The sequence below is a fragment of the Brevundimonas sp. MF30-B genome, from assembly GCF_004683885.1.
Classification (GTDB): Bacteria; Pseudomonadota; Alphaproteobacteria; order Caulobacterales; family Caulobacteraceae; genus Brevundimonas.
Genome location: NZ_CP038440.1, coordinates 105,921 through 132,797, shown reverse-complemented (window position 1 = coordinate 132,797; position 26,877 = coordinate 105,921). Strand labels below are relative to the sequence as shown.

Genomic DNA, 26,877 nt, shown 5'->3' with positions numbered 1-26,877 from the left:
CATGAGATATGTGCTGTCGGCAGCGGTTTCGGCCATTTTGATCTTGGGCGCTTCGCCCGCCATGGCATGTTCAATCGCCACGTGGACGCCGTCTGAACGCGAGAAAATCTACAGGATTTCCCAGCGCAACCTGGCAGCTGAAGCCGACACCATCTTCATCGCTCGCGCGTCTCCCAGTCGGCCATCCGCCGACGACCCGTTCAACTCCGTCCGCACGGTGACCCCCGTGGCCGTGGCCAGGGGCGAAGGCCTCTTGCCGTCGGTAGAGGACCAGACGCTTCACTGCATTACGCGTCCAAGGCGAGAGGAAATCATCGTCGTCTTTGCGCGAAATGACGAGAACGGCGTCGCTCGCGCGATCTCAAGCTACCCCCTGCAAGACATACGAATCCCCTCTGTTCACCGGCAGGCGCGGACTGCTCTTCGAGAAGCTGAACGTTGATGCAAACCCTCAAAACCAAAGTCCTCATCATCGGCGCCGGCACCGGCGGCTATGTCGCGGGCATCCGTTGCGGCCAGCTCGGACTGGACACCGTGCTGGTGGATGGCGGCGACGGCTTGGGCGGGACCTGCCTGAACGTCGGCTGCATCCCCTCCAAGGCGATCATCCACGCGGCCAACAAGTTCGAGACCGTGGCCAAGGCGGCCGATGGCGGCACGCTGGGCATCACGGCGTCCGCACCGGCCATCGACATGAGCCAGACGGTGGCGTGGAAGGACGGCATCGTCCGCAAGCTGAACGGCGGCGTCGCGGCCCTGCTGAAGAAAGCCAAGGTCAAGGTCGTCAAGGGCTGGGCCACCTTCTCGGACGCCAAGACCTGCACGGTGAAGACCGACGACGGCGACATCACCATCACCGCCGAGCACGTCATCCTGGCCACGGGATCCGAGCCGGTCGAGCTGCCGTTCCTGAAGTTCGGCGGCGATGTGATCTCGTCGACCGAGGCCCTGTCGCTGGACGCGGTGCCGGGCAAGCTGGTGGTGGTCGGCGGCGGCTACATCGGGCTGGAGCTGGGCATCGCCTATCGCAAACTCGGCGCCGAGGTCACGGTGGTCGAAATGGCCGAGCGCATCCTGCCGCTCTACGACAAGGCTCTAACTGATCCCGTGGCCAAGTGGATGGAGAAGCACGGCGTCAAACTGATGCTGGGCGCCAAGGCGGGCGGGTTCGAGAAGGGCAAGCTCAGCGTCACGACCCAGGACGGTCAGGCGATCAAGCTGGACGCCGACAAGGTGCTGGTCACGGTCGGCCGCAAGCCGCGCACCCAAGGCTTCGGCCTCGAGAACATGGGCGTGGCCATGGCTGGCCCGTTCGTGAAGATCGACGACCGCTGCGCCACCAGCATGAAGAATGTCTGGGCCGTCGGCGACCTGACCGGCGAACCCATGCTGGCCCACAAGGGCTCGGCCCAGGGCGAGGTCGTCGCCGAAATCATCGCCGGTCACGACAAGCGCTTTCATCCCGTCACCATCGCCGCCGTCTGCTTCACCGAGCCCGAGATCGTCTTCGCCGGCCTGGGCCCGCAGGAGGTCGAGGGCCGCGACGACGTGATCCAGGCGGTCTTCCCGCTGATGGCGATCGGCCGCGCCCTGGCCATCGAGGCGGGCGAGGACGGCGGCTTCGTGCGCGTCATCGCGTCGAAGAGCGATCACCGTCTGCTGGGCGTCCAGGCCGTCGGCCAGCACGTCTCGGAGCTGTCGAACAGCTTCGCCCAGATGCTGGAGATGGGCGCGGTGCTGGAGGATGTGGCCGGAACCATCCACGTCCACCCGACGCTGGGCGAAGCCTTCCACGAAGCCAGCCTGCGGGCGCTGGGCCACGCGATTCATCTTTGATGGGCCGCGGTCGTCGGCCCTTCGGGACCGCCCGACCCGACGCGGCCGGCATCTGAAGTTCGCTGCGCGCGCGGCGCGGGGCTCGCGGCCCTCACATGAACCTTTGTTCATGAATCGCTGTCGCGCGTTGCCGTGGGCGGATCGGTCGTTAAGGTTCGCCCGCATCATCGCTCACGAGGATCCTTCGTCCATGCGCCGTGTCTTTCCGCTTGTCGCCGCAGCCGCCCTTCTGGCGCCGACCACCCCCGTCCTGGCCCGTGCCGCCGGGGAGGCCCCGCCGGCCCTGACGGCCGCCCAGGCCGCCGAACTGCGCGGCGCGCCCGTGTCCGAGCTGGTCGCCCGCGTCGATATTCCGTGGTCGCGCTTCCAGCTGGACAACGGCCTGACCGTGCTGGTCCACGAGGATCGCAAGGCGCCGGTCGTGGCCGTGTCGGTCTGGTACAACGTCGGCTCCAAGGACGAGCCCAAGGGCTCGACCGGCTTCGCCCACCTGTTCGAACACCTGATGTTCGGCGGTTCCGAGAACTCGCCCACCAGCCACATCCAGACCATGAGCGCCGCCGGCGCCACGGGCCTGAACGGCACGACCTGGTTCGACCGCACCAACTACTTCCAGACCGTGCCGACCCCGGCGCTGGAATACACCCTGTTCATGGAAAGCGACCGCATGGGCCACCTGCTGGGCCAGGTCGGCCAGGAGGTGCTCGATCTGCAACGCGGCGTCGTCCAGAACGAAAAGCGCCAGGGCGACAACCAGCCCTACGGCCTGACCTACTACGCCACGCTGGAAGCTCTGTTCCCCGAGGGACACCCCTATCGCCACTCGACCATCGGTTCGATGGCTGACCTGGACGCCGCCAGCCTGGAGACGGTGCGCGACTGGTTCCGTGACAACTACGGCCCGAACAACGCCGTGGTGGTCCTGTCGGGCGACATCGACGAGGCGACCGCCCGTCGCCTGATGAATCAGTATTTCGGCCACATCCCGCGCGGCCCGGTCAATGACCCCGCCCAGGCCGACGTCCCGACCCTGGCGGCCCCGGTCGAGCAGGTTCTGCACGATCGCGTGGCCCAGACCCGCATCAGCCGCACCTGGGCTGTGCCGGGCATGCTGGACGCGGATGCGGTGCCGCTGAGCGTCGGCGCCTCCATCCTGGGCGGTCTGGCCAGCTCGCGTCTGGACAACGCCCTGGTGCGCGGCGACCAGACCGCCTCGAGCGTGTCGGCCGGCAACTCGGCCTTCCAGCGCGTCGGGATGTTCAGCTATTCCGCCATGGTCAAGCCGGGCGAGGACGAGGCCGCGGTGGCTCAGCGCATGGACGCCGTCCTGGCCGATCTGATCGCCAACGGCCCGACCCAGGACGAGATCGACCGGGTCGTGACCCAGTACGCCTCGCGCCGGATCCAGAGCCTGGAAATGGCCAACGGCAAGGCCTCAGTCCTGGCCGAAGGCCAGCTGTATGCCGGCGATCCCGACTTCTACAAGAAGGAGCTGCAGGCCTATGCGGCGGTGACGCCGGCCCAGGTCCAGGCCGCCATGCAGAAGTGGCTGAGCCGGCCGGTCTACAGCCAGATCGTCCGCGCCGGCGAGCGCGAGGCCTATGTCGAGGCCGCCGCCACGCCGTCGGGCGCCACGCCGGCGCCCGCCGCCGAGATCCAGCGCGTTCAGCGCGACCCGGCGCCCCAGATCGGCGAGGTCGCCAACATCGACTTCCCGGCCGTCGAGCGCGCCACCCTGTCGAACGGCGTGCAGGTCGTCTACGCCCAGTCGACCACCGTGCCGGTGACCCGCGTGTCGCTGGACTTCAACGCCGGCGTCACGGCCGACCGCGCCGACCGTCTCGGCGCGCACACCCTGATGCTGAACGTGATGGAGGAAGGCACCACCACGCGCGACTCCAACGCCCTCGCCGAGGCCAAGGAGCGTCTGGGCGCCTCGATCAACGTCGGCTCGTCCATGGACCGCACGACCGCCACCCTGTCGGCTGTGACCACCAACCTGGAGCCGTCGCTGGCCCTGCTGTCGGAGGTGGTGCGCAATCCCGCCTTCGCGCCGGCCGAGGTCGAGCGTCTGCGTGCTCAGCGTCTGACCGCGCTCGCCAATGAGCGGACCCAGCCCGCCGGCCTGGCCGGCCGCGCCCTGCCGGGCCTGCTGTACGGCGAAGCCAACCCCTACGGCCGTCCGTTCAACGGCTCGGGCGACGAGCCGGTCATCCGCGCCCTGACGCGCAACGACCTCGTCAATGAACACGCCTCGTGGATCCGCCCGGACAACATGCAGATGTTCGTGGTTTCGGACCTGCCGCTGTCGGAGCTGACGCCCAAGCTGGAAGCCGCCTTCGGCGACTGGCGCGCGCCGTCGACGCCCAAGGGGACCAAGAGCTTCGCGGCCGATATTCCGGCCACGACCAACCGCATCGTCCTGATCGACCGGCCGCAGTCGCCACAGTCGCTGATTCAGGGCGGCTTCGTCCTGCCGGTGTCGGGCACCGACGACAATCTGACGCTCAACACCGCCAACGTGGTGCTGGGCACGGACTTCCTGTCGCGGATCAACGCCGACCTGCGCGAGACCAAGGGCTGGTCCTACGGCGTGCGCGGCTCGATCAGCCAGTTCGAACACCGCATGCCCTACATCATCAATGCGCCCGTCCAGGCCAACCGGACTGGCGAGGCGATCCAGGCGCTGGTCGATCAGTACAACCGCTTCCTGACCGCCGAGGGCGTCACCCCGGCCGAACGCGAGCGCACCGTGCTGGGCGACACCCGCGGCCTGGCGGGCAGCTACGAGACCTCGGCGCAGATCCTGGGCGCCCTGCGCTCGAACGCGCTGTATGGCCGGCCGGACGACTATCAGGAAACGCTGGCGGGCCGCATCAACGCCCTGACGGCGGCCGAGATGGACGCCGCCGCGCGCGCCAACATCGACCCCTCGCGCTTCGTGTGGGTGGTCGTCGGAGACGCCGCGACGGTCAAGCCGCAGCTGGACGCGCTGGGCATGCCGGTCGAGGTGCGGTCCGCCGCTCCGGCCGCGGCCGCGCCCGCGACGCCTGCGGCTCAATAACCAGGGGCGACCTTGGGGGCACGGAAGGGCCGGTCGGAGTTCGCTCCGGCCGGCCTCTTCTTTGGCGTCAGAGCCAGTCGGCCAACGGCTCGCGCGCCAGGATGGCGTCGTAGCTGGGACGCGGGCGCACCACGGCCCAGCGCTCGCCGTCAACCAGCACCTCGGGGACCAGCGGCCGCGTGTTGTATTCGCTGGCCATGACCGCCCCATAGGCGCCGGCGCTCATGAAGACGGCCAGGTCGCCGGCCTGGAAGGGCGGCAGGTCGCGGTCGCGCGCGAAGGTGTCGCCGGTCTCGCAGACCGGGCCGACGATGTCGTGCGGCGCGGCCTCTCCCGCGCGGGCGCGCACCGGCTCCAGCGCATGGAAGGCGTCGTACAGAGCGGGCCGCATCAGATCGTTCATGGCCGCGTCCAGCACCAGGAAGCGACGGCCGTCCGTCCGCTCCGTCACCTGGATCACGCGGCTGACCAGGACCCCGGCGTTGGCGGCCAGCAGACGGCCGGGCTCGAAGGCGGCCTCGACCTCCAGGCCGTCCAGCACCCCGGCGACCATGGCGACATAATCGGCCGGCGCGGGCGTGGCGGCGTCGCCGTAATAGGGCACGCCCAGGCCGCCGCCCAGATCGAGGCGCGTGACCTCCAGACCCTGGCCGCGCAGACGCTCGGTCATGTCGCGCAGCACCTGGAAGGCGGCGCGCAGCGGCTCCAGCGTCGTGATCTGGCTGCCGATGTGACAGGCCAGGCCCACCGGCCGAACGTGCGGCGAGGCCGAGGCGCGGGCGTAGAGGTCCATCGCCTCCTGAACCGGCACGCCGAACTTGTCGCCCTTTCCGCCCGTGGTGATCTTGGCGTGACCGCCGGCGCCGACGTCGGGATTGACCCGCACGGCCACCTCGGGCAGCGCCTTAAGCGAGGCGGCCACGGCGATCAGGCGGTCCAGCTCGGCGCCCGACTCCAGATTGATCTGGCGCACGCCGGCCTGGATAGCGAAGGCCAGCTCCGCATCGGTCTTGCCCACGCCCGAGAAGATGATGCGTTCGGCCGGCACGCCCGCGGCCAGGGCGCGGCGGATCTCGCCCTCCGACACCGTGTCGGCGCCGCAGCCCAGGCGCGCCAGGGTCGCCAGCACCGACAGGTTGGAGTTGGCTTTGACCGCAAAGGCGATCAGGGCGTCGCCCAGCGCGCCTCGATAGGCGTCGCAGGCGTCGCGCAGCAGCCCGTAGTGACGGCGCAGCGTCGCGGCCGAATAGACATAGACCGGCGTGCCGACCTCGGCCGCGATCGTCTCGAGCGAAACGCCCTCGGCGTGCAGGGCGCCGTCCCGAACGTCGAAGTGATGCAAGGTCGGCTTCGCCCTAGCGCGGCTGTTCGCGGCCGGCGGCGGTGCCGCCGATCAGGTTGGGCGGGCCGCCGTCGATCGGCAGCTGGCTGGACGGGCGGTTGACGGTCGCGGGATCGGGAAGGGCTGGGGCGTTGGCGTCGCGCGGCGCGCGCTCGGTCTCGCGCGGGCTCTCCAGATCGGCCATGCGGCCGCAGGCGGCAGTGGACAAAAGCGCGGCGGCGCCGGCGAGGATCAGGAACTTTTTCACAGGCGCTCTCTCCAGGATGCGATGCGGGCCCGGACCTGGTCCGGCGCCGTGCCGCCGAAACTCTGGCGGCTGGCGCAGGAAGCCTCGGGGCTCAGCACCTTGTAAACCGCTTCGGTCACGCCCGGTTCAAGCGATTGCAGTTCCGCCAGCGACAAATCGGCCAAGCCGACGCCCAGAGCCTCGGCCCGCTTGACCGCCGCGCCCGTGACGTGGTGCGCCCGACGGAACGGCAGGTTCAGCTCGCGCACCAGCCAGTCGGCCAGGTCTGTGGCTGTCGAGAAGCCCGCGCCGGCCGCCGCCGCCATGCGCCCCGTGTCGGGACGCAGCGCACGGACCATGGCGGTCATGGCTTTCAGCGCCAGGTCCAGCGCATCGAACGCCTCGAACACTGGCGGCTTGTCCTCCTGCATGTCCTTGGAATAGGCCAGCGGCAGGCCCTTCATGACAGTCGACAGGGCGACGAACGCCCCCAGCACCCGCCCCGTCTTGGCGCGCACCAGTTCGGCGGCGTCGGGGTTGCGCTTCTGCGGCATGATGGACGAGCCGGTGGTCAGGTCGTCGGGCAGGCTGGCGAAGCCGAACATGGGCGTCATCCACACCACGATCTCTTCGGCGAAACGCGACAGGTGGCCGGCGCAGATCGAGGCGGCGGCCAGGCTCTCCAGCGCGAAGTCGCGATCCGACACGGCGTCCAGCGAATTGCCCATCGGCCGGTCGAAGCCCAACTCGGCCGCCGTCATCTGGCGATCGATCGGAAACGGCGAGCCGGCCAGCGCCGCGGCGCCCAGAGGGCTTTCGTTCATGCGCGTGCGGGCATCGGCGAAGCGACCCGCGTCGCGGCCGAACATCTCGACATAGGCCATCAGGTGATGGCCCAGCGTCACCGGCTGGGCGGTCTGAAGATGGGTGAAGCCGGGCATCAGGTCGCCCGCGTGCTGTTCGGCCCGGTCCAGCAGGACCGACTGCAGGGCCTGCAGCTGGGCGACCGTGCGGTCGCAGGCGTCGCGCACCCACAGGCGGAAGTCGGTGGCGACTTGGTCGTTGCGGCTGCGCGCGGTGTGCAGGCGGCCCGACGGCTCGCCGATCAGCTCCGACAGGCGCGCCTCCACGTTCATGTGGATGTCTTCGAACTGGTCGCGGAAGGGGAAGGTCCCGCCTTCGATCTCCGCCTGGACCTGATCCAGTCCCTTCAGGATGGCCTCGCCGTCGGCGGCGGAGACGATGCCCTGCTGGATCAGCATGCGGCAGTGGGCGCGCGAGCCGGCCAGGTCCTGGGCCCACAGCCGCCGATCCACGCCGATCGAGACGTTGATGGCCTGCATGATGTCGGCCGGCCGCGACGAAAAGCGTCCGCCCCACATGTCTTGACCCGCGCTGTTCGCGGGGGCGTTAGTCGCCGCATCGGCATCAGGACGCGAATTCATGACGGAACTCTCGAGGCGGCGGGCGTTGGCGATGACCGCCGGCGGCGGCCTGGCCCTTGCCCTAGCGGCGTGCGGCGGCGGCGACAACCGTCAAGGCGGCCTGAACCGTCGCGCCCTGGGCGGGCTTGAGATCCCGGATTCGGCGCCGGCGCCCGACATCCCCTTCCTGGACGCCGACGGTCGCGAGGTCCGCATCGCCGATTTCGCGGGCAAGGTGGTGGTGCTGAATCTCTGGGCCACCTGGTGCGCGCCGTGCCGGCTGGAGATGCCGACGCTGGCCGCACTGGCCCGCCACTTCGCAGACAATGCCGACGTCCAGGTCGTGCCGGTCAGCGTCGATGTCGGCGACACGGCGACGACCCAGGCCCGCGCCTTCATCGGCGAAAACCCGCCTCTATCATATTACGCCGAGCCGAACTTCCGCCTGCCCTTCGCCTTCGGCGCAGGCGGGAAGATGCCCCAGACAGTGCTGATAGACCGGCTGGGGCGAACCAGGGCGTTGAAGGTCGGGGAGGCCGACTGGTCGGGCGACGAAGCCAAGAGCCTCGTCCAGGCTCTGCTGGACGAAACCGCCTTGGCCTAGCGGACGCGCTGGTCCGTGGCCGGATCAATGGCGCCCTCGCGGCCCTCGGCGGCGGCCTCGGCCTGGTTCCGCTCAAGACGAGCGGCCACGTCGCCGGCGCCGCGCTCGACCGCCCGAGCCGCCTTCATGGCGCCGGCCTCGACCACTTCGCCGGCCTTGGCGGCGGCCTCCTGGGCCTGATCTCCCGCCGCTCGAGCTTCAGCCTCGGCCTGGTTCTGCTCGGTTTCGGTGCAGGCCGCAGCGGCGAACAGCACCACACCCGACAAGGCGACGGCGGCAGGACGGGCGAAACGGATCATGGAGCGCTCTCCGAGAAGCAGGACTGAACCTTGGCTTTAACGCCTGGCAGGGGACGAGGTTTCAGATCGCCTGCCGAGGCGAAAGCGCAACGGGGTGCTCGAGGTTCAGGCCCTTGAGCGCATCGAAGACGAGCGATCGCGGAATGAATACGCCGTCCCTCGATGGGGATGGGCGATGGTGGCTGGGGGCGGGATCGAACCGCCGACCTGTGGGTTATGAATCCACCGCTCTAACCATCTGAGCTACCCAGCCCCGGCGCTCGCGATCAGGGGATCGCGCGGGAGGGCGTGCCTATATCGTCGCAGGCGGTCGCATTCAAGGGGCCTTTGCGGCGCGACGTGACGCCGCGCGTGCGCAACGCTAGCGTGGCCTTATGTGTTGTCGGATCGACTTCCCATTTTCCGCCTACGAAGGATCGCCATGCGCCCGATGATCGCCGCCGCTTCCGCCTCCCTGCTCGTTCTGGCCGCCGCCTGCGGCGCCAACGGCGAGACCCAGCAGGCCGCCCAGCCCGGTCAGCCCGTTGAAACGCGCGCGGCGCAAGGGACCGGCCAGACTCCGGCCTTCGAGGGACAGACCCGCGCGCCCGGCGTCACGACGCAGCAGGCCATGAGCCATTCGGTCGTGGCCGAGGGGCTGGAGCATCCCTGGGGTCTGGCCCTGCTGCCTGACGGCCGCTGGCTGGTCACCGAGCGTCCCGGCCGCCTGCGCATCATCACCGCAGAGGGCAACATCGGCGAGCCGATCACCGGCCTGCCGCGCGTCGATGCGCGGGGCCAGGGCGGCCTGCTGGACGTGATCGTCGGACCGACCTTCGCCCAGGATCGGCTGATCTACTGGAGCTACGCCGAGCCGCGCGACGGCGGCAACGGCACGGCGGTGGCGCGCGGCCGCCTGGCCGACGACGGCCGTTCGGTTGAGAACGCCCAGGTCATCTTCCGCGCTCAGCCGACCTATGACGGCGACAAGCATTTCGGCTCGGCCCTTGCGTTCGGCCGCGACGGCCACCTGTTCATCACTCTGGGCGAGCGGTCTGACCGGCCGATGCGGCCCCAGGCGCAGGACCTGGGCTCGCACATGGGCAAGGTGATCCGCATCAACGCCGACGGCTCGGTTCCGGCTGACAATCCCTTCGTCAATCAGCAGGGCGCCTTGCCCGAGATCTGGTCGTTGGGCCACCGCAACGTCCAGGGCGCGGCGATCCAGCCGAACACGGGCGCGCTCTATACGGTTGAGCACGGCACGCGCGGCGGCGACGAGGTCAATCTGACCGAGGCCGGCAAGAACTACGGCTGGCCCGAAGTCGCCTACGGCGTCGAGTACAGCGGTCAGGCCATTCCCGAGGCCGTTACGGCGCGCGAGGGGACGGAGCAGCCGGTGTATTACTGGGACCCCTCGCCGGCCCCCGGCAACGCCGCCTTCTACGAGGGCTAGATGTTCCCTGGCTGGAACGGGAACCTGCTGGTGGCGCAGTTGAAGGACAAGCACGTCTCGCGACTGGTGATCGAAGATGGCCGCGTCACGGGTGAGGAGAGGCTGCTGACCGATTTGGGCGAACGCATTCGAGACGTGAAGGTCGGATCCGACGGGGCGGTCTGGGTGATCACGGATGAGAGAGACGGCAAACTGGTTCGCCTCGCCGCGCGTTGAAGCGACTGGATCAAGGAATTTTGCTGATGAATCGCTTGTTGTTGCTGTCGACGTCCCTGGCGGCAGGCCTACTCTTAAGCGCCTGCGCAGGAGCCGGTGCGACTAACCGGTATCAAGCCGAGTTGGATCGTCTCGAAGCGGATTGCCAAGCTCGCCGAGGCGCTCTCACGCCGACGGGGGCCAGCACGGGTTATGCAGCGCGGGACTTCGCCTGCCGGATCAACGAGGCGCCTTCGCGGATCGAAGACCGCCCCCGCTGACGCGCTTCTTACTTGACGTTGACGTAAACGTAGGGTTTTTGGCGGGCGAGTTTCTATTCCGCACTCGCCCCCCATGGCCTGCCTGACGCGCGACGGCTGACGGATCGAACCTGGGGGCCTCAGCCAGTGAGACGCCCATGGCCGACGCCTATATCTTCGACGCAGTTCGCACGCCCCGCGGCAAGGGCAAGAAGGACGGCAGCCTGCACGAGATCACGGCGCTGAGCCTGGCCTCGCAGGTGCTGGAGGCGCTGCGCGAGCGCAACAATCTGGATACCTCCAAAGTCGACGACGTCATCCTGGGCTGCGTTTCGCCCGTGGGCGAACAGGGCGCCGACATCGCCCGCACCGCCGTGCTGAACGCCGGCTGGGCCCAGACCACGGCGGGCGTCCAGATCAACCGCTTCTGCGCCTCGGGCCTGGAAGCCGTGAACATGGCGGCAGCCAAGGTGAAGTCCGGCGAGGCCGAGTTCGCCGTCGGCGGCGGCGTCGAGGCGATGAGCCGGGTGCCGATGGGCAGCGATGGCGGCGCCTGGCCGGTCGATCCGTCCTCGGCCTTCCCGACCTATTTCGTGCCGCAGGGCGTGTCGGCCGACATGATCGCCTCCAAATGGGGCTTCAGCCGCGACGACGTGGACGCCTATTCGGTCGAGAGTCACAAGCGTTCGGCCCGGTCCTGGGAAGAGGGCCGGTTCTCGAAATCGGTCGTTCCGGTCAAGAACCAGCTGGGCCTGGTCCAGCTGGACCGCGACGAGACCATCCGCCCCAACACCGACATGCAGACCCTGGGCGCGCTGAACCCGTCCTTCGCCATGATGGGCGAGATGGCCTTCGACGCGGTGATCCAGCAGCGCTACCCCGAGGTTGAGCGCGTCAACCACGTGCACACGCCGGGCAACAGCTCGGGCATCGTGGACGGTTCGGCCGGCGTGCTCATCGGCACGCTGGAGGCCGGAAAGGCCCTGGGCCTGAAGCCGCGCGCCAAGATCCGGGGCGCCGCCTCGATCGGCTCGGAGCCGTCGATCATGCTGACGGGCCCCGAGTTCGTGGCCAACAAGCTGCTGGGCCGGCTGGGCATGGCCAAGTCCGACATCGACCTGTGGGAGCTAAACGAGGCTTTCGCCGCCGTCGTGCTGCGCTTCATGCAGGCGCTGGACATCCCGCATGACCAGATCAACGTCTGCGGCGGCGCCATCGCCATGGGCCACCCGCTGGGCGCCACCGGCGCCATGATCACCGGCGTGGTTCTGGACGAGCTTGAGCGCTCGAACAAGGAAACCGCCCTGATCACCCTGTGCATCGGCGGCGGCATGGGCACCGCCACCGTCATCGAACGCGTCTGATCCGAGGGAACTGACTATGGAAAACTTCAAGATCGACGTCGACGCCGACGGCATTGCGCTCATCATCTTCGATGTGCCGGGCCGCTCGATGAACACCCTTACCGGCAAGGTCATGGCCGAGATCCCAGAATGGGTCGAACGGGTGAAGACCGACGACGCCATCAAGGGCGCGGTGCTGACCTCGGGCAAGACTTCGGGCTTCTGCGCCGGAGCGGACCTGGGCGACATGGCTTCGGGCATGCTGGGCGGCTCGGATCTGCAGGCGGCCTATGACGCGGGCTGGCGGCTGAACGGCGCCCTGCGCGCTCTCGAGACCTGCGGCAAGCCGGTGGCGGCCGCCATCAACGGCCTGGCCCTGGGCGGCGGGCTGGAGCTGACGCTGGCCTGCCACTACCGCGTGGTCGAGAACGACAACAAGATCCAACTGGGCCTGCCCGAGATCAAGGTCGGCCTGTTCCCCGGCGGCGGCGGCACCCAGCGCCTGACGCGCCTGGTCGGCGTGCAGGCGGCCATGATGGCCATGAGCGAGGGCAAGTCCTTCCGCCCCAACGACGCCAAGGGCGCGGGCATCGTCCATGAGGTGGTCGAGAAGGGCCAGTCGGTCGAGGCCGCCAAGGCCTGGATCAAGGGCGGCGGAAAGGCCGTCCAGCCGTGGGACGAGAAGAGCTTCAAACTGCCCGGCGGCGGCCCCTATCACCCGGCCGGCATCCAGAACTTCCTGGTCGGCAACGCCATGGTCAGGAAGCAGAGCTACGGCAACTATCCCGCCGTCACCAACCTGATGAAGGCCGTCTACGAAGGCGTGCAGGTGCCGATGGACGCGGCGCTGCGCATCGAGACGCGCTACTTCATCAAGACCCTCATGACGCCGCAGGCTCAAGGGATGATCCGCTCGCTGTTCCTGTCGAAACAGGAGCTGGACAAGGGCGCGGTGCGTCCGGCCGATCAGCCCAAGTCCGATCCCAAGAAGGTCGCTGTGCTGGGCGCCGGCATGATGGGCGCGGGCATCGCCTATGTGCAGGCCATGGCCGGGATCGAGACCATCCTGATCGACCGCGACCAGGAGGCGGCCGACAAGGGCAAGGCCCATGTCGAGGAACTGCTGAAGAAGCGCCTCTCGCGCGGTCAGCTGACCCAGGACAAGTACGACGCCCTGCTCGGCTCCATCACGGCGACCACCGACTATGACCTGATCAAGGGTTCCGACCTGGTGATCGAGGCGGTGTTCGAAAACCGCGAGATCAAGGCCGAGGTGACCAAGCGCGCCGAGGCCCAGCTGGCGCCGGGCGCCGTGTTCGGCTCCAACACCTCGACCCTGCCGATCTCGGGCCTGTCCGAGGCGTCGGTGCGGCCCGAGGACTTCATCGGCATCCATTTCTTCTCGCCGGTCGACAAGATGATGCTGGTCGAGATCATCATGGGCGAAAAGACCGGCCCGGCGGCGCTCGCCAAGTCGCTGGACTACGTCATGAAGATCCGCAAGACGCCGATCGTCGTCAACGACGGCCGCGGCTTCTACACCTCGCGCTGCTTCGCCACCTATGTCGCCGAGGGTCTGGCGATGCTGGAGGAGGGCTACGCCCCCGCCCTGATCGACAACATCGGCCGCGCCACCGGCATGCCGCGCGGTCCGCTGGAAATGCACGACGACGTGGCGCTGGACCTCTCGGTCAAGGTGTCGAAACAGACCAAGGCCGACCTGGGCGACGCCTATGTGCCGCTGCCCGGCGCGCAGATCGTCGAGAAAATGGTCGAAGAACTGGGCCGTTACGGCCGCAAGAACGGCAAGGGCTTCTACGACTATGACACCAAGCCCAAGACGCTGTGGAAGGGTCTGTCGGAACTGGCGCCAGTCACCATCAACGACTCGACGCCCGAACTGGTCGAGGACCAGAAGCGCCGCCTCCTGTACCGCCAGGCGGTCGAGGTCGCGCGCTGCTGGGAAGAGGGCGTGATTGACGATCCGCGCGAGGCCGATGTGGGCGCCATCCTGGCCTGGGGCTTCGCGCCCTGGACCGGCGGCCCGATCACCATGATCGACCAGATCGGCCTCAAGGCCTTCGTCGAACAGGCCGACGCCTATGCCGCCAAATACGGCGAGCGCTTCAGCCCGCCGCAGCTGCTGCGCGACATGGCCGCCAAGGGCGAAACCTTCTACGGCAGGTTCGCCGGTCAGAAGCAGGCGGCCTGATCGAGACCACCGGGCGTCGGCCGGCAAAGGCCGTCGCCCGACCGGCGGGCTGGACGGGCAGGGCGTCGCTGGCCCATATGCGGGGTCCAAACGCCCCGTGGAGACCCGATGCCTCAGACCTTTCCCACCCCGACCCCGGCCGACTGGCGCGTCGAGGCTGAAAAGGCGCTGAAGGGCCGGCCGCTGGAAGGCTTGGTGCATCTGGACGCCGACGGTCTGGCGATCCGGCCGCTGTATTCCCCGGCCAATGGCGGCGGCGCACTGTCCGCGCCGCGCGCTTCGGATGCCGAGGGCCGCGCCTGGGACTTGCGCGCGACGGTCGAGGGCGACGACCCCGCCGCCGTCAACGCGGCGGCCCTGACTGAACTTCAGAACGGCGCCGCCAGCCTGCTGATCTCGGGCGCAGTTCTGGCCGATCCGGAACCGCTGGGCCGGGCGCTGGACGGTGTGGCGCTGGAGCTGGCCCCGGTCGCGCTGGACGCCGGCATCGACGGGCCGGATGCGGCCAATGCCCTGGCGGTCGTGGCCAAGGGCTCGCCGCGCGCGCAGCTGCTGTTCCACATGGACCCCATCTCCGCCTTCGCGCGGGCCGGCGCCTCGCCGCGCCCGATCGAGGATCACGTGACGCTGGCGGCCAACACCGCCGCGCGCCACGCCGGGGCCTATCCCGAAGCGCGGTTCTTCCTGGCGTCCGGCCAGGTGGCGCACGAAGCCGGCGGTTCGCTGGCTCAGTCCCTGGCCTTCGCTCTGGCGTCCGCCGCCAGCTACGTCCGCGTGGGCATGGAGGCCGGGCTGGACCGCGACCGTGCGCTGAACGGCGTCGTCTTGGGCCTGGCGGTGGATCAGCAGTATTTTGACAGCCTGTGCGCGTTGCGGGCGCTGCGCCTGCTGTGGGCCAACGTCAGCCGCGCCTTCGGGGCGGAGACGCCCGCCGTGATCGAGGCGCGCTCGTCACGCCGCATGCTCAGCCGCCGCGATCCTTGGCCCAATCTGCTGCGCCTGACCGCCGCAGGTTTCGCGGGCGGGGCAGGGGGCGCCGATGCCGTCGTCCTGGACGGCTTCACCCGCGCGAAGGGCCGCCCCGACGCCTTCGCGCGGCGCCAGGCCCGCAACACGCAGCTGGTCCTGATGGAGGAAGCCAACCTGGGCCGCGTCGACGACCCGGCCGCAGGCAGCTGGTTTCTGGATCACCGCACCCGCGACCTGGCCCAGGCCGCCTGGGCCGAGTTCCAATGGATCGAATCCGAAGGCGGCGTGGTCGAAACCCTCAAGGCCGGCCTGATCCAGCCCCGCGTCGCCCGCGCCCGCGCCCAGGCCGAAGCGGCGCTGAAGGACGGCGCCGCCCAGATTATCGGCGTCACCCAATTCGTCGACCCCGACCCGCGGCCGATTTCGGTCGAGACCTCTGTGCAAGCGATCGAGACCGCCCCGGGCGCCCTGACCCCGGTCCGGCTCGCCGAACCCTTTGAAGTCCAGGCGGAGGCCGGCCGATGAAAACGCCTGATTTCGCCAAACTGCCGCTCGACCTTTCCGCCACGGCGTCAGGTCCGGCGCGCGACCCCTGGCTGACGCCCGAGGGCCTGTCGATCCAGACCGCCTATGGTCCCGACGCCCTTGAGGGCATCGAGGCGATCCACGGCCTGCCGGGCTTCGCGCCCTACATGCGCGGGCCGTATCCGACCATGTATGCGTCCAACCCGTGGACCATCCGCCAGTACGCCGGCTTTTCGACGGCCGAGGAGTCCAACGCCTTCTATCGCCGCAATCTGGCGGCGGGTCAGAAGGGGCTGTCGATCGCCTTCGACCTGGCTACGCACCGCGGCTACGATTCGGATCACCCGCGCGTGCCGGGCGACGTGGGCATGGCGGGCGTCGCCATCGACAGCATCTACGACATGCGCACGCTGTTCGACGGCATTCCGCTGGATCAGATGTCGGTGTCCATGACGATGAACGGCGCCGTCCTGCCGGTGCTGGCGCTCTACGTCGTCGCGGCCGAGGAGCAGGGTGTGGCGCCGGCCCAGCTGACCGGGACCATCCAGAACGACATCCTCAAAGAGTTCATGGTCCGCAACACCTACATCTATCCGCCTCTGTCTTCGATGCGGATCATCTCGGACATCTTCGCCTGGACGGCCGAGCACGCGCCGCGCTTCAACTCCATCTCCATCAGCGGCTACCACATGCAGGAGGCGGGGGCCTCGGCGGACTTGGAGTTGGCCTACACCCTGGCGGACGGGCTGGAGTACATTCAGGCGGGCGTGGACGCCGGCATGACGGTGGACCGGTTCGCGCCGCGTCTCAGCTTCTTCTGGGCCATCGGCATGAACTACTTCATGGAGGTGGCCAAGATGCGCGCCGGCCGCCTTCTGTGGGCCGAGAAGGTGGCCGAGCGGTTCGCACCGTCGGACCCGCGCAGCCTGTCTCTGCGCGCGCACTGCCAGACCTCTGGCTGGTCCCTGGCGGCCCAGGATGTGTTCAACAACGTGTCGCGCACCATGGTCGAAGCCATGGCGGCCGCGGGCGGCCAGACGCAAAGCCTGCACACCAACTCGCTGGACGAGGCCCTGGCGCTGCCCACCGACTTCTCGGCCCGCATCGCCCGCAACACCCAGATCCTGTTGCAGCAGGAAACCGGCCTGACGCGCGTCATCGACCCGTGGGGCGGCAGCCACTACGTCGAGCGTCTGACCCACGACCTGGCCGAGCGCGCGCGCGCCCACATGGCCGAGGTGGATCGGTTGGGCGGCATGGCCAAGGCCATCGAGGCCGGCATACCCAAGCTGCGCATCGAAGAGGCTGCGGCCAAGACCCAGGCCCGCATAGACACTGGTCAGCAGACGGTCGTGGGCGTCAACCGCTACATCAACGACCAGGCCGACGACATTCCGGTGCTGAAGGTCGACAACGCCGCCGTTCTGGCCGCCCAGATCGACAAGCTGAAGCGGCTGCGGGCCGAGCGCGACGAGGCGGCGACGCAAGCTGCGCTGAACGCCCTGACCGAGGGCGCGAAAGGCGACGCCAACCTGTTGCAGCTGGCCATCGAGGCGGCGCGGGCCAAGGCCACGGTGGGCGAGATCTCGGATGCGCTGGAGGCCGCCTTTGGCCGCCATGTGGCGACGGTGAAGACGGTATCCGGCGTCTATGGCCGCGAGGCGGGGGCCGATCCGCGCGTGTCGCGGGCCCGCGACATGGTCGCCGCCTTTGTCGAGAACGACGGCGGCCCGCCCCGCATCCTGATCGCCAAACTGGGCCAGGACGGCCACGATCGGGGCCAGAAGGTGATCGCCACGGCCTATGGCGACCTGGGTCTGGAGGCGACCGCCGGCGCCCTGTTCCAGACGCCTGAGGAGGCCGCGCGCGAGGCGGTCGAGAAGAACGTCCACGCCGTGGGCGCCTCGTCCCTGGCGGCGGGTCACCTGACCCTGGCGCCCGCCCTGATGGCCGAGCTGAAGAAGCTGGGCCGAGAGGACATTATGGTGGTGGTCGGCGGCGTCATTCCGCCCGCCGACGTTCAGCCCCTGCTCGACGCGGGCGTGGCGGCGGTCTATCCGCCCGGCTCCGTGGTGGCCGAGACGGCCATCGACCTGATCGACCGGCTGAACCAGCGCCTGGGCTATGCGCAGCGGCCAGCCTGAACTCAAATCGGGACGCGGCGTTCAGTCGGGATGAGACCTCATGCAATCGCACTGGCCGTGATGCTCGGCCTCGGCGCCTGCGGCGATGGCGACGCCCCCTCGACCGTGTCGCCCGCCGCCCCCGGTCCGGCCGGGCCTTCCGCCGGCCCTTCGACGGTGGCGGCCAATCTTCCCGGAGCGGGGCCGGCCAACTTCGTCGGACGATGGGCGGCGAACGTCGAATGGTGCGCCGCGCCGCGTGGCGACCAGCAGCCGATCAACATCACCACAACCCGGTTCGAGGGCTATGAAAACGCCTGCGACATCACCCGCATCGATCAGCGCGACGGAGGCTATGAGGCCGCCCTGGCTTGCGTGGCCGAGGGCATGACTTCGAACGAACGCGTACGCATGGTCGTAAACGACCAGGTCATGACCTTGACCTATCTGGATCGAGGCCGCGCCCAGGTCGCCCTGACCCGCTGCACCACCCTGGCCGACACCCCCCGCGTGAGCGCCGCACCGGACCGTTGATCAGGTGTTGAACAGGAAGTGCATGACGTCGCCGTCCTTGACGACGTAAGGCTTGCCTTCAGCGCGCATCTTGCCGGCGGCCTTGGCGCCGCTCTCGCCCTTCAGAGCGACATAGTCGTCGTAGGCGATGGTCTCGGCGCGGATGAAGCCCTTCTCGAAATCCGTGTGGATCACGCCGGCCGCCTGGGGGGCGGTGGCGCCCACGGGAATGGTCCAGGCGCGGGCTTCCTTGGGGCCGACCGTGAAATAGGTCTGCAGGCCCAGCAGGCTGTAGGCGCCGCGGATCAGACGGTTCAGGCCGGGCTCCTCCAAGCCCAGGGTCTCCAGGAACTCGGCCTGCTCGGCGTCGTCCAGCACGGCGATCTCGGATTCGATCTGAGCCGAAATGACGACCGTCTCAGCGTTGTCGGCCTTGGCGCGTTCCGCCACTTGAGCCGACAGTTCGTTGCCCTTGTCGGCCGAGGCCTCCTCGACGTTAGCGACATAGAGGGCGGGTAGGGCGGTCAGCAGTTGCAGCATATCCCACGCCTTGCGGTCTTCCTTGGACACCTCGGCCAGACGCGCGGGCTTGCCGGCGCTCAGCTGGGCCAGGGCTAGGTCGATCAGCTTCAGGTTCAGCTGGCTTTCCTTGTCGCCGCCCTTGGCGCGCTTCTCGGTCTGAACGCGGCGACGCTCCAAGCTCTCGAGGTCGGCCAGCATCAGCTCGGTCTCGATGATCTCGAGGTCGGCGATCGGATCGATCCGGTTCTCGACGTGAGTGATGTCGTCATCGACGAAGCAGCGGGCGACGAAGGCCACGGCGTCGCAGTCGCGGATGTTGGCCAGGAACTGGTTGCCCAGGCCCTCGCCCCTGGAAGCGCCGCGCACCAGGCCGGCCACGTCCACGAAGGTGATGCGAGCGGGGATGATCTCCTTCGATCCGGCGATCTCGGCCAGCACGTTCAGCCGCGCCTCGGGCACGGCCACGTCGCCGGTGTTCGGCTCGATCGTGCAGAACGGATAGTTGGCCGCCTGGGCCGCCGCCGTCTTGGTCAGGGCGTTGAACAGGGTGGACTTGCCGACGTTGGGCAGGCCGACGATCGCGACTTTGAGAGCCATGGTGTTCCTTGGAGCCGCTGTGGCGGCGAAGTGTTCGGACGAGCGTTAGGCGCCGGGATCGCTCGATGCGGCGACCGGCTCGCGGACATCGGCCTGGACTGTGACATCTGGGGCGTTCTGGAAGATCAGGGTCAGTTCGGCCGCCTCCCCGATCGTGAGCGGCTGGCTCAGGTCCATCAGCATCAGATGTTCGGCGCCGGGGCGCAGGGTGACGGTGCGGCCGGCTGGCAGCTCCAGTCCGTCAGGCAGGATGCCCATCCGCATCACGCCGCCTTCGGTGCGCATCTCGTGGATTTGGATGTCGTCGCTCACGGGCGAGCGCACTTCGACCAGGCGGTCCTTCCTCGGCGCCGTGAGGCTGACGTAGCAGGCGCCGACGGCCACGCCGTTGGGCGTCGGGCGGCACCAGGCCTCGGTGACGGCCACGGCGGCGCCGGTCTTTTCGACCTCCTGCTCGGTGGCCGGCGAAGCGGCGTCGCGACCGCAGGCTGAGAGGGTCAGGCCGGCCAGGGCGACAGGCAGGAAACGGGACAGGGACATCGATCGGCTCCTCGTCGTCATTCGCCGCGCGCGGCCTGGCGCGGGCTGAATTTGGGGGCCGGGGCCAGACGCATGACCTCGGCCTGATAGCGCTCGTCGTCACCGGCGACCGCGAAGGGCAGGGCGTCGGCGCTGGCGTTCAGCATCGCCTCCAGCCAGCCAAGCTCTGCCTTATGGAAGTCGCCCAGCACGTGCGGCATGACAAGGTGTTTCTCGCCCGGATGGCCGATTCCCATGCGCGCGCGGCGAAAATCAGGCCCAAGCTGGCTTATGAGCGACCGCACGCCGTTCTGACCGGCCGCTCCGCCGCCTGTCTTCATGCGGAAACGCCCCGGCGCCAGGTCGATCTCGTCGTGAAAGACAATGACCTGCGACGGATCGACCTTGTAGAAACGCGCGGCCTCGCCGACGGCCCGGCCGCTCTCGTTCATATAGGTCTGGGGCTTCATCAGCAGAACGCGCTGCGCGCCGGCGGGGGTCTGGACCTCGCCCTCGGCCACGACGGACTGGAACTTCGCCCGCGCGGCGCCGAAGCGCCAGCGGTCGGCGATGGCGTCTGCCGCCATGAAACCGATGTTGTGGCGGTTGTTCTGATATTTCGGACCCGGATTGCCCAGGCCGGCGATGATGATCATGAGCCCTTCCGGAAAAGGAAACGGCCCCGTCCGTCGCCGGAAGGGGCCGTCTCGAAACGATCAGCCGTAGGCGGCTCAGCCTTCGGACTTTTCGCCCTCGGCGGCGGCTTCCTCACCGTCGGCCTGCTCGGTGGCGGGCACTTCGTCGGCGGCGGCGGCTTCAGCCTCGGCGGCCTCGGCGTCGGCGGCTTCATCAGCGGCTTCGGACAGGGCGGCCGACGAGACCTTGATCGAGGCGATCATGAAGTCGCGGTCTGTGATGGTCGGCTCGACGCCCTTGGGCAGCTTGATATCCGAGATGCGGATCGAATCGCCCAGCTTATGGCCGGCGAGATCGACGACCAGGTCTTCCGGAATGTGGTCGGCCCGGACCGAGATTTCGACGGTGTGGCGTACGATCTCCAGCGAACCGCCCTGGCGGAAAGCCTTGCACTCATCCTGGTTGATGAAGTGGACCGGCACTTCGATCTTGATGGTCTGCTTCTCGTCGACGCGCATCAGGTCGAAGTGCATCGGGCGATCCGACACCGGGTCGAACTGCACGTCGCGGGCGATGACCGGCTGGGTCTCGTCACCATATTTCAGCGTGACCAGGTGGCCCAGCAGCTTGCCGGTGTACAGATTCTTGCGGAACGCCTTCTCGTCGACGGAGATGGCGACGGGGGCCTTGTCGCCGCCGTACAGGATGCCGGGCACCATGCCGGCGCGACGCGCGGCGCGAGCGCCGCCGGTGCCCACGCCGTCACGGACGTCGACGTTCAGAATGATCTCGGCCATCTGGCTCGCCTCAACAACAGAAACGCCGCGCCAACGAAAGGGCCCGCGCGGCGGGGTGTTCACCCTCGAATTCAAGAGCGCGGGCTATTACACGCATCGGCGGCGGGGCGCAACCGCCCCGCCCGGATGCGCGCTCAGTTCGCGGCCGGCGCAGGCGTGACCGGGGCGGCGGACGCCACGGCGGCGGTGGGAAGCGTCACGCTGATCGGCTGCAGACGGGTCGGTGCCGGACCGGCGGCCTGGGCCACGCAGGTTCCCAGGTCGCGGGCGACGTGACGGCCGGCGCAGAAGATGTCCTCATAGCTGGGGCGAGAGGCCGCGAGGCACTGGAACAGCATCAGCTTGGACATGGTCAGGCAGGATTCGCTGTTCAGCTCGACCTGCAGGGCGTCGGTGTTGACCCGCGCATTGTCGCCGGCTGCGCCAAGCGCCGCCAGAGCCGCTAAGGCCAGCGAACGAACTGTGGCCGGCGTATAGGGCGGGGCGCCCGTGGCCGATGTCACGCCCAAGCCCGTGCCGCTGTGCGCCGCGGCGAACAGGCGCGCCGATTCCTCGGCCGAGGGCAGCAGGTCGTCTTCCGACAGCACCTTGACGCGCGCCAGGCGATCCTCGCGATTAGCCACCGGGGTGATGGCCCAGCGCCTGCGGGGGTCATTACGCTCCTGGATCGTATAGGCGTCATTCTCGATCGCCTCGGCGATGGCCGTCATGGCTATGGCGTCGCCGCCCAGAACATCCGAGATCAGGCCTGCGGCTGAGGCTGCGCCGGGGAAGGTGGCGGCGTAGGCGGGGTCGGCGATGATCCGGTTGACGATCTCCTGACGTTGGGTCGGATCGGCGGCATAGGTGCGCACGCCAGCCACGAACTCGGGCGACTGCAGGGCCAGGATGGCGCCATAGGCGATCATGCCGCGCGACAGCTGCGGCGCGTCATAAGCGGCGCCCTTGCGCAGCGCGGACTGGATGGATTCCGCGTCGGCGAACGGCGCCGACAGGGTGCGCGCCTCGCGCATGAAGGTGACGTAGATGGAGGCGGCCTGCGCCACGCTGTCGTTCAGCGACACGGCGGGCGGCGGCGGGGGCGGAGGCGGAGCGGGCGGCGCTTCCGGCTCGGGCGTGGAGCAGGCGGCGAGCAGGGCGGCGGCGGCGAAGGCGGCCGCAGTCAGACCGCGGCGCAGCGTTTCGTGGCGCATGGAGGCGTCCCTCATTGGTAAACACGGCGCGGCCGCGCCGAGCACTGGATCGAGACGCTTATATCGCGAGGGGAATGGTTATTCGATGATTAATCGAACAGCTTGGACACCGATTCCTCGTTCGCGATCCGACGGATAGCTTCGCCAATCAGCGGAGCCACTGAAACACGGCGGATTTTCGAGCAGTTCAAAACTTCGTCAGGCTGCTCGATGGAGTCGGTGATCACCAGTTCCTTCAACGGCCCGTCCGCGACCCGGCTGACGGCGGGGCCGGACAGGACGCCGTGGCTGATGTAGGCCGACACCTCCACGGCGCCGCGGTCGATCAGCGCCTTGGCGGCGTTCACCAGGGTGCCGCCCGAATCGACGATGTCGTCGAACAGGATGCAGCGGCGGCCCTCCACATCACCGATGATGTTCATGACTTCGCTTTCGCCAGCGCGCGGGCGGCGTTTGTCGACGATGGCGAGATCGGCGTCGAGGCGCTTGGCCAGAGAGCGGGCGCGCACCACGCCGCCTACGTCCGGCGAGACGATCATCAACTCCTGTCCGCGCGGATAGTGATCGCGCACGTCGCGGGCCAGCACCGGTGTCGCCACCAGATTGTCAGTGGGGATGTCGAAGAAGCCCTGAATCTGGCCGGCATGAAGGTCCATGGTCAGAACGCGGTCGGCGCCCGCGCGCGTCACCAGATTGGCCACCAGCTTGGCCGAGATCGGCGTGCGCCCGTCCGTCTTCCGATCCTGACGCGCATAGCCGTAATAGGGCATGACTGCCGTGATCCGCTTGGCGGACGCCCGCACCAGGGCGTCCATCATGATCAGCAGCTCCATCAGGTTGTCGTTGGCCGGATAGGAGGTCGACTGGATCACGAACACGTCCTCGCCGCGGACGTTCTCTTCGATCATGGCGAAGACTTCGTTGTCGGCGAAGCGTTTCACCTGGGCGCGGGTCAGGGGCATGTCCAGGTGGTCCGCGATGGCCTGGGCGAGGGTCCGGTTGGAATTGCCTGCGAGCAGTTTCATGGCCGGTCATCCTTTCGCCGTCATCGCTGCCAATGACGGTGAGCTCCACCTGCGGCGCTCTTTATGCAGCGATCCGGGGCGCATCAACCCGCAGGGCGCGGTTTTCGTATCGCCTTGGCGCGATCCGTCCCGCGATGCTAGAGATCGCCGCTCATCGTCGGAGGCGTCCCGGCGACAGGTTTACGAGGTCCTCGCTTGCGCTCTTCCAAGTCCGCTGTTTCCGTCGCGGTTCTGGCCATGATGATCGTCATCGGGGTTTCGGCCTGTTCGGGCTCCCGCACCCGAGCGAAGCTGGCCTATGAAGAAAGGCCGGTCGAGCTTCTCTACAACACCGGCTACGAGCGGCTGGAGCGGCGGCGCTGGGCCGACGCCATCGACTATTTCCAGGAGGTCGAGCGCCAGCATCCCTATTCCGAATGGGCGCGGCGGGCGATCATGATGCAGATCTACGCCCATTATCAGAACGGCGCCTATACCGACGCCATCGCGGCGGCGGATCGCTTCATCCAGCTCTTCCCGGGCAATCCCTCGGCGGCCTACGCCTTCTACATGCGGGCGATCTGCAACTTCGAGCAGATCGTCGACGTAGGTCGCGACCAGGCGTTTTCCGAAGCTGCGCTTCTGGGCCTGCGCGATGTGATCCGGCGCTATCCGGGGACCTCCTACGCCACGGACGCCCAGGTCAAGATCGACATGGTCAACGACCAACTCGCGGGCAAGGAAATGAACATCGGCCGCTATTACCAGCGCGCCAACCAGCCGCTGGCGGCGGTGAACCGCTACAAGGCCGTGATCGCTAATCCGGACTTCCAGCGCACCTCGCACACGGCCGAGGCCCTGTACCGGCTGGTCGAGGTCAATCTGATGATGGGCCTGACCGAAGAGGCGACGCGCAACGGTGCGGTTCTGGGCCACAACTATCCGGGCAGCCCCTGGTACGCCGAGGCCTACGCGCTGCTGACCCAGCGGGGGCAGTCGCCGGAAGTGGCTCCGACCGGCCGTCGCGAAAGCTGGCTGCGGCGGATCCTTCCGGGCTGAACATCAGTAGGATGGGCCGGTACTCGAATCACCGCGCCCCATGCTGACCGCTCTATTCATCCGTGACATCGTGCTGGTGGACGCCCTGGACCTCGAGGTTCAGGGTGGTCTCACCGTGCTGACCGGCGAGACCGGGGCGGGCAAGTCGATCATCCTCGACGCCCTGGGCTTGGCGCTGGGCGGGCGAGGCGATGCGGGCCTCGTGCGGGCCGGCGCCCGTCAGGGAACCGCCACGGCCGTGTTCGAGGCGCCGGACGATCCCGCCCTGATCGAACTGCTGAGCGAGCGCGGCGTCGAGGTGCGGTCGGGCGAGGACCTGATCCTGCGCCGAGTGGTGTCCGCCGACGGCCGCAGCCGCGCCTTCGTCAACGATCAGCCGACCGGCGTCGGCGTTCTGCGCGAGGTCGGGGCGCAACTGGTCGAGGTGCACGGCCAGCACGAGACCGTGGGCCTGCTGGACTGGAAGACCCATCGGGGCTTGCTGGACGCCTATGGCGGGCTGGAGCCGCAGCTGAAGGGCGTGGCCCAGGCGGCCGAGCGGCTGAAGGCGGCGGAGGCGAGGCTGGCCGAGCTGAAGGCCCAGGCGGCCGACGCCCGCGCTCGCGCCGAGGAGATCGCGCTGAACCTGGCCGATCTGGACGACCTGGACCCGCGCGAGGACGAAGAGACCGAACTGGCCGGCGAGCGGGCCATTCTGGGCGCCGCCGAAAAGGGCATCGCCGACCTGGCCGATGCGCGCCAGTCGCTGGGCGGCGACAAGCTGAGCCAGAAGCTGGCCGCCGCGCTTAGGGCTGTCGAACACGCCCGCCAGCGCGCGGTCCAGGCCGGGGCCGAGGCCGACCACCCGGTGATCGTGCGCCTGGCGGCGGCGGCGGAAGCCGTGGATCGCGCCCTGGTCGAGGCGACCGAGGCGGTCGCCGCCGTGGACGCGGCCGCCGACGCTTTTGACTTCGAGCCCGGTCGGCTGGACAAGGCCGAGGAGCGGCTGTTCGCCCTGCGCGCCGCCGCCCGCAAGCTGAACACAACGGTCGACGCCCTGCCGGCACTGCGCCTGCGCTACCGCGAGCAGCTGCGTCTGATCGAGGACGGCGAAGACGCTCTGTCGGAAGCCGCCCGCGCTACGGCTGCCGCGACCGAGGCCTATGATGTGGCGGCCGCGATGCTGAGCTCGGGCCGGGAGGCGGCCGCCGAGCGGCTGACCGAGGCCGTGATGGCCGAACTGGCGCCGCTGAAGCTGGAGCGCGCGCGGTTCCGCGTGGCGCTGGAGCCTGTGGCCGACGGCCGGCGCGGGCCGCAGGGGGTCGAAACCGCCCGCTTCCAGATCGCCACCAACGCGGGCCAGGACTTCGGCCCGCTGGACGCCGTGGCCTCGGGCGGGGAGCTGGCGCGCTTCGCCCTGGCGATGAAGGCGGCCCTGGCGGGCCGCGAGGACCAGCGTCAGCCAGTAATGATCTTCGACGAGGTCGACCAGGGCGTCGGCGGCGCCGTGGCCGAGGCCGTGGGCGGGCGGCTGGAGCGGCTGTCGCGCGGCGCCCAGGTCTTGGTCGTGACGCACAGCCCCCAGGTGGCGGCGCGCGGCCATGCCCACTGGAAGGTCCGCAAGGCCGACCGCGACGGCCAGACCCACACCACGGTCGATACGCTGGACGAGGCCGCTCGGCGCGAAGAGATCGCCCGCATGCTTTCGGGCGCGGAGATCACCGACGAGGCGCGGGCGGCGGCGCGCGTGCTGATCGGGTGAGGTTCAGACAGCCGGGACAAAAAACAGAGTCTGAATAGTCTGAATAGTGTGAAACCGGCCCCTTCTCACTTCCGCTCATCGCTGCGCAGGCGAGGGTGAGCGGGTAGGCGGGCGCATTATATCAGCGCTCGGAGGGGGGATTGATATTTCCGTTGCGCGGCCTGCCAACTTGCTGACGCGAAAGGTTTTCGCCCGCAGGCGTCGGGTAGGCAACTCGCCATCCGTCGCCCATTGAGCGGGGGCCTGCAAAGGCCTATCTTGTCGGATGGCGGGTCTTGCTGCGGCTCTCGTCGGAGGCGACTTATCCTCGCGACCTTAATTCACTCGAAGGGAGCTGTCCCTGACTGGGCTCGAGGGCCTGGGCACACGGCGCCCACCTGGCTACCCAGGTCGAGAGGATTGAACAGTCCTCCACGGTTCTTGCGGCGCCGCCAACCTT

The 26,877-nt window shown here is 68.7% G+C and carries 20 protein-coding genes, 1 tRNA gene, 1 other RNA gene and 2 pseudogenes; 13 read left to right on the top strand and 11 right to left on the bottom strand.

Features of this window, described 5'->3' with window-relative positions:
- Position 1: 1 nt before the first annotated feature.
- The 3 genes from E4M01_RS00620 (at position 2) to E4M01_RS00610 (ending at position 4,900) form a co-directional block, all read left to right on the top strand.
- Complete coding sequence (locus E4M01_RS00620) at positions 2-442, top strand: hypothetical protein (protein WP_135066229.1); 441 nt, start codon at positions 2-4, stop codon at positions 440-442.
- Entirely contained in the window at positions 442-1,836 is a 1,395-nt protein-coding gene (gene lpdA, locus E4M01_RS00615; protein WP_245158320.1) for a dihydrolipoyl dehydrogenase, read from the top strand. Before E4M01_RS00620 ends, lpdA begins: the two co-directional genes overlap by 1 nt.
- Before the next feature lie 190 nt (positions 1,837-2,026).
- A complete protein-coding gene (locus E4M01_RS00610) occupies positions 2,027-4,900 on the top strand; it encodes a pitrilysin family protein (RefSeq protein ID WP_135066223.1) in 2,874 nt (957 codons plus the stop codon).
- Positions 4,901-4,967: 67 nt separating this feature from the next.
- Here E4M01_RS00610 and lysA read toward each other — a convergent pair whose 3' ends face one another.
- From lysA to argH, 3 genes are read right to left on the bottom strand one after another with little or no spacing between them, the layout of a single operon-like run.
- On the bottom strand, positions 4,968-6,242 hold the full coding sequence (lysA, locus tag E4M01_RS00605; RefSeq protein ID WP_135066220.1) for a diaminopimelate decarboxylase: 1,275 nt from the start codon (positions 6,240-6,242) through the stop codon (positions 4,968-4,970).
- Between the two features lie 13 nt (positions 6,243-6,255).
- Positions 6,256-6,489, bottom strand: a complete 234-nt coding sequence (locus E4M01_RS00600) for a hypothetical protein (RefSeq protein ID WP_135066217.1) — start codon at positions 6,487-6,489, stop codon at positions 6,256-6,258.
- Positions 6,486-7,850 (bottom strand): argininosuccinate lyase, encoded by a 1,365-nt coding sequence (gene argH, locus E4M01_RS00595; RefSeq protein WP_135066299.1) that lies wholly within the window; start codon positions 7,848-7,850, stop codon positions 6,486-6,488. Before argH ends, E4M01_RS00600 begins: the two co-directional genes overlap by 4 nt.
- A 61-nt stretch (positions 7,851-7,911) precedes the next feature.
- Here argH and E4M01_RS00590 point away from each other — a divergent pair, with 61 nt between their 5' ends.
- Positions 7,912-8,496 carry a TlpA disulfide reductase family protein gene (locus tag E4M01_RS00590; protein ID WP_135066214.1) on the top strand — a complete coding sequence of 195 codons (585 nt, stop codon included), beginning with the start codon at positions 7,912-7,914 and terminating at the stop codon, positions 8,494-8,496.
- Here E4M01_RS00590 and E4M01_RS00585 read toward each other — a convergent pair.
- The gene (locus tag E4M01_RS00585) at positions 8,493-8,795 is read right to left on the bottom strand and encodes a hypothetical protein (protein WP_135066211.1); all 303 of its coding nucleotides are present in this window, start codon (positions 8,793-8,795) and stop codon (positions 8,493-8,495) included. The genes E4M01_RS00590 and E4M01_RS00585 overlap by 4 nt on opposite strands.
- Before the next feature lie 176 nt (positions 8,796-8,971).
- A tRNA-Met gene (locus tag E4M01_RS00580) sits at positions 8,972-9,048 on the bottom strand.
- 168 nt (positions 9,049-9,216) lie between these two features.
- Between E4M01_RS00580 and E4M01_RS00575 the strand changes: the two are divergent.
- The 6 genes and pseudogenes from E4M01_RS00575 (at position 9,217) to E4M01_RS00545 (ending at position 18,391) form a co-directional block, all read left to right on the top strand.
- Positions 9,217-10,446: pseudogene (locus E4M01_RS00575) on the top strand (PQQ-dependent sugar dehydrogenase).
- A gap of 397 nt (positions 10,447-10,843) precedes the next feature.
- Complete coding sequence (locus E4M01_RS00565) at positions 10,844-12,049, top strand: acetyl-CoA C-acetyltransferase (protein WP_135066205.1); 1,206 nt, start codon at positions 10,844-10,846, stop codon at positions 12,047-12,049.
- 16 nt (positions 12,050-12,065) lie between these two features.
- A complete protein-coding gene (locus E4M01_RS00560; RefSeq protein WP_135066202.1) occupies positions 12,066-14,240 on the top strand; it encodes a 3-hydroxyacyl-CoA dehydrogenase NAD-binding domain-containing protein in 2,175 nt (724 codons plus the stop codon).
- 108 nt (positions 14,241-14,348) lie between these two features.
- Complete coding sequence (locus E4M01_RS00555) at positions 14,349-15,734, top strand: methylmalonyl-CoA mutase family protein (protein ID WP_135066199.1); 1,386 nt, start codon at positions 14,349-14,351, stop codon at positions 15,732-15,734.
- Positions 15,731-17,878 carry a methylmalonyl-CoA mutase gene (gene scpA / locus E4M01_RS00550; protein WP_135066196.1) on the top strand — a complete coding sequence of 716 codons (2,148 nt, stop codon included), beginning with the start codon at positions 15,731-15,733 and terminating at the stop codon, positions 17,876-17,878. The genes E4M01_RS00555 and scpA overlap by 4 nt, the downstream gene beginning before the upstream one ends.
- Before the next feature lie 30 nt (positions 17,879-17,908).
- Entirely contained in the window at positions 17,909-18,391 is a 483-nt protein-coding gene (locus E4M01_RS00545; RefSeq protein WP_135066193.1) for a hypothetical protein, read from the top strand.
- Here the strand turns inward: E4M01_RS00545 and ychF are convergent, their stop codons facing one another.
- The 6 genes and pseudogenes from ychF to E4M01_RS00515 all read right to left on the bottom strand — a co-directional run bounded on the left by ychF (position 18,392) and on the right by E4M01_RS00515 (position 23,659).
- On the bottom strand, positions 18,392-19,489 hold the full coding sequence (gene ychF / locus E4M01_RS00540; protein WP_135066190.1) for a redox-regulated ATPase YchF: 1,098 nt from the start codon (positions 19,487-19,489) through the stop codon (positions 18,392-18,394).
- A 45-nt stretch (positions 19,490-19,534) separates the two neighbouring features.
- On the bottom strand, positions 19,535-20,029 hold the full coding sequence (locus E4M01_RS00535) for a copper chaperone PCu(A)C (protein ID WP_245158319.1): 495 nt from the start codon (positions 20,027-20,029) through the stop codon (positions 19,535-19,537).
- Between the two features lie 17 nt (positions 20,030-20,046).
- Positions 20,047-20,664, bottom strand: a complete 618-nt coding sequence (pth, locus tag E4M01_RS00530) for an aminoacyl-tRNA hydrolase (RefSeq protein WP_135066184.1) — start codon at positions 20,662-20,664, stop codon at positions 20,047-20,049.
- 171 nt (positions 20,665-20,835) lie between these two features.
- Positions 20,836-21,441 (bottom strand): annotated as a pseudogene (locus E4M01_RS00525) (50S ribosomal protein L25/general stress protein Ctc); the annotation flags it as partial.
- Between the two features lie 134 nt (positions 21,442-21,575).
- On the bottom strand, positions 21,576-22,634 hold the full coding sequence (locus E4M01_RS00520) for a hypothetical protein (RefSeq protein WP_135066179.1): 1,059 nt from the start codon (positions 22,632-22,634) through the stop codon (positions 21,576-21,578).
- An 89-nt stretch (positions 22,635-22,723) separates the two neighbouring features.
- Entirely contained in the window at positions 22,724-23,659 is a 936-nt protein-coding gene (locus E4M01_RS00515) for a ribose-phosphate pyrophosphokinase (RefSeq protein ID WP_135066176.1), read from the bottom strand.
- Positions 23,660-23,854: 195 nt separating this feature from the next.
- On the opposite strand from E4M01_RS00515, the gene E4M01_RS00510 reads away from it, so the two are divergent.
- From E4M01_RS00510 to ssrS, 3 genes are all read left to right on the top strand, one after another.
- Entirely contained in the window at positions 23,855-24,697 is an 843-nt protein-coding gene (locus E4M01_RS00510; protein ID WP_256359965.1) for an outer membrane protein assembly factor BamD, read from the top strand.
- Between the two features lie 40 nt (positions 24,698-24,737).
- Positions 24,738-26,438, top strand: a complete 1,701-nt coding sequence (recN, locus tag E4M01_RS00505) for a DNA repair protein RecN (protein WP_135066173.1) — start codon at positions 24,738-24,740, stop codon at positions 26,436-26,438.
- Positions 26,439-26,710: 272 nt separating this feature from the next.
- Positions 26,711-26,871: non-coding RNA, 6S RNA (gene ssrS, locus E4M01_RS00500), on the top strand.
- The last annotated feature ends 6 nt before the right edge of the window (positions 26,872-26,877 follow it).

Coding starts and splice junctions, on each gene's coding strand:
- E4M01_RS00620 (WP_135066229.1), top strand. CDS start 2: ATGAGATATGTGCTGTCGGCAGCGGTTTCGGCCATTTTGATCTTGGGC.
- lpdA (WP_245158320.1), top strand. CDS start 442: ATGCAAACCCTCAAAACCAAAGTCCTCATCATCGGCGCCGGCACCGGC.
- E4M01_RS00610 (WP_135066223.1), top strand. CDS start 2,027: ATGCGCCGTGTCTTTCCGCTTGTCGCCGCAGCCGCCCTTCTGGCGCCG.
- argH (WP_135066299.1), bottom strand. CDS start 7,850: ATGTGGGGCGGACGCTTTTCGTCGCGGCCGGCCGACATCATGCAGGCC.
- E4M01_RS00590 (WP_135066214.1), top strand. CDS start 7,912: ATGACGGAACTCTCGAGGCGGCGGGCGTTGGCGATGACCGCCGGCGGC.
- E4M01_RS00585 (WP_135066211.1), bottom strand. CDS start 8,795: ATGATCCGTTTCGCCCGTCCTGCCGCCGTCGCCTTGTCGGGTGTGGTG.
- E4M01_RS00565 (WP_135066205.1), top strand. CDS start 10,844: ATGGCCGACGCCTATATCTTCGACGCAGTTCGCACGCCCCGCGGCAAG.
- E4M01_RS00560 (WP_135066202.1), top strand. CDS start 12,066: ATGGAAAACTTCAAGATCGACGTCGACGCCGACGGCATTGCGCTCATC.
- E4M01_RS00555 (WP_135066199.1), top strand. CDS start 14,349: ATGCCTCAGACCTTTCCCACCCCGACCCCGGCCGACTGGCGCGTCGAG.
- scpA (WP_135066196.1), top strand. CDS start 15,731: ATGAAAACGCCTGATTTCGCCAAACTGCCGCTCGACCTTTCCGCCACG.
- E4M01_RS00545 (WP_135066193.1), top strand. CDS start 17,909: ATGAGACCTCATGCAATCGCACTGGCCGTGATGCTCGGCCTCGGCGCC.
- ychF (WP_135066190.1), bottom strand. CDS start 19,489: ATGGCTCTCAAAGTCGCGATCGTCGGCCTGCCCAACGTCGGCAAGTCC.
- E4M01_RS00535 (WP_245158319.1), bottom strand. CDS start 20,029: ATGTCCCTGTCCCGTTTCCTGCCTGTCGCCCTGGCCGGCCTGACCCTC.
- pth (WP_135066184.1), bottom strand. CDS start 20,664: ATGATCATCATCGCCGGCCTGGGCAATCCGGGTCCGAAATATCAGAAC.
- E4M01_RS00520 (WP_135066179.1), bottom strand. CDS start 22,634: ATGCGCCACGAAACGCTGCGCCGCGGTCTGACTGCGGCCGCCTTCGCC.
- E4M01_RS00515 (WP_135066176.1), bottom strand. CDS start 23,659: ATGAAACTGCTCGCAGGCAATTCCAACCGGACCCTCGCCCAGGCCATC.
- recN (WP_135066173.1), top strand. CDS start 24,738: ATGCTGACCGCTCTATTCATCCGTGACATCGTGCTGGTGGACGCCCTG.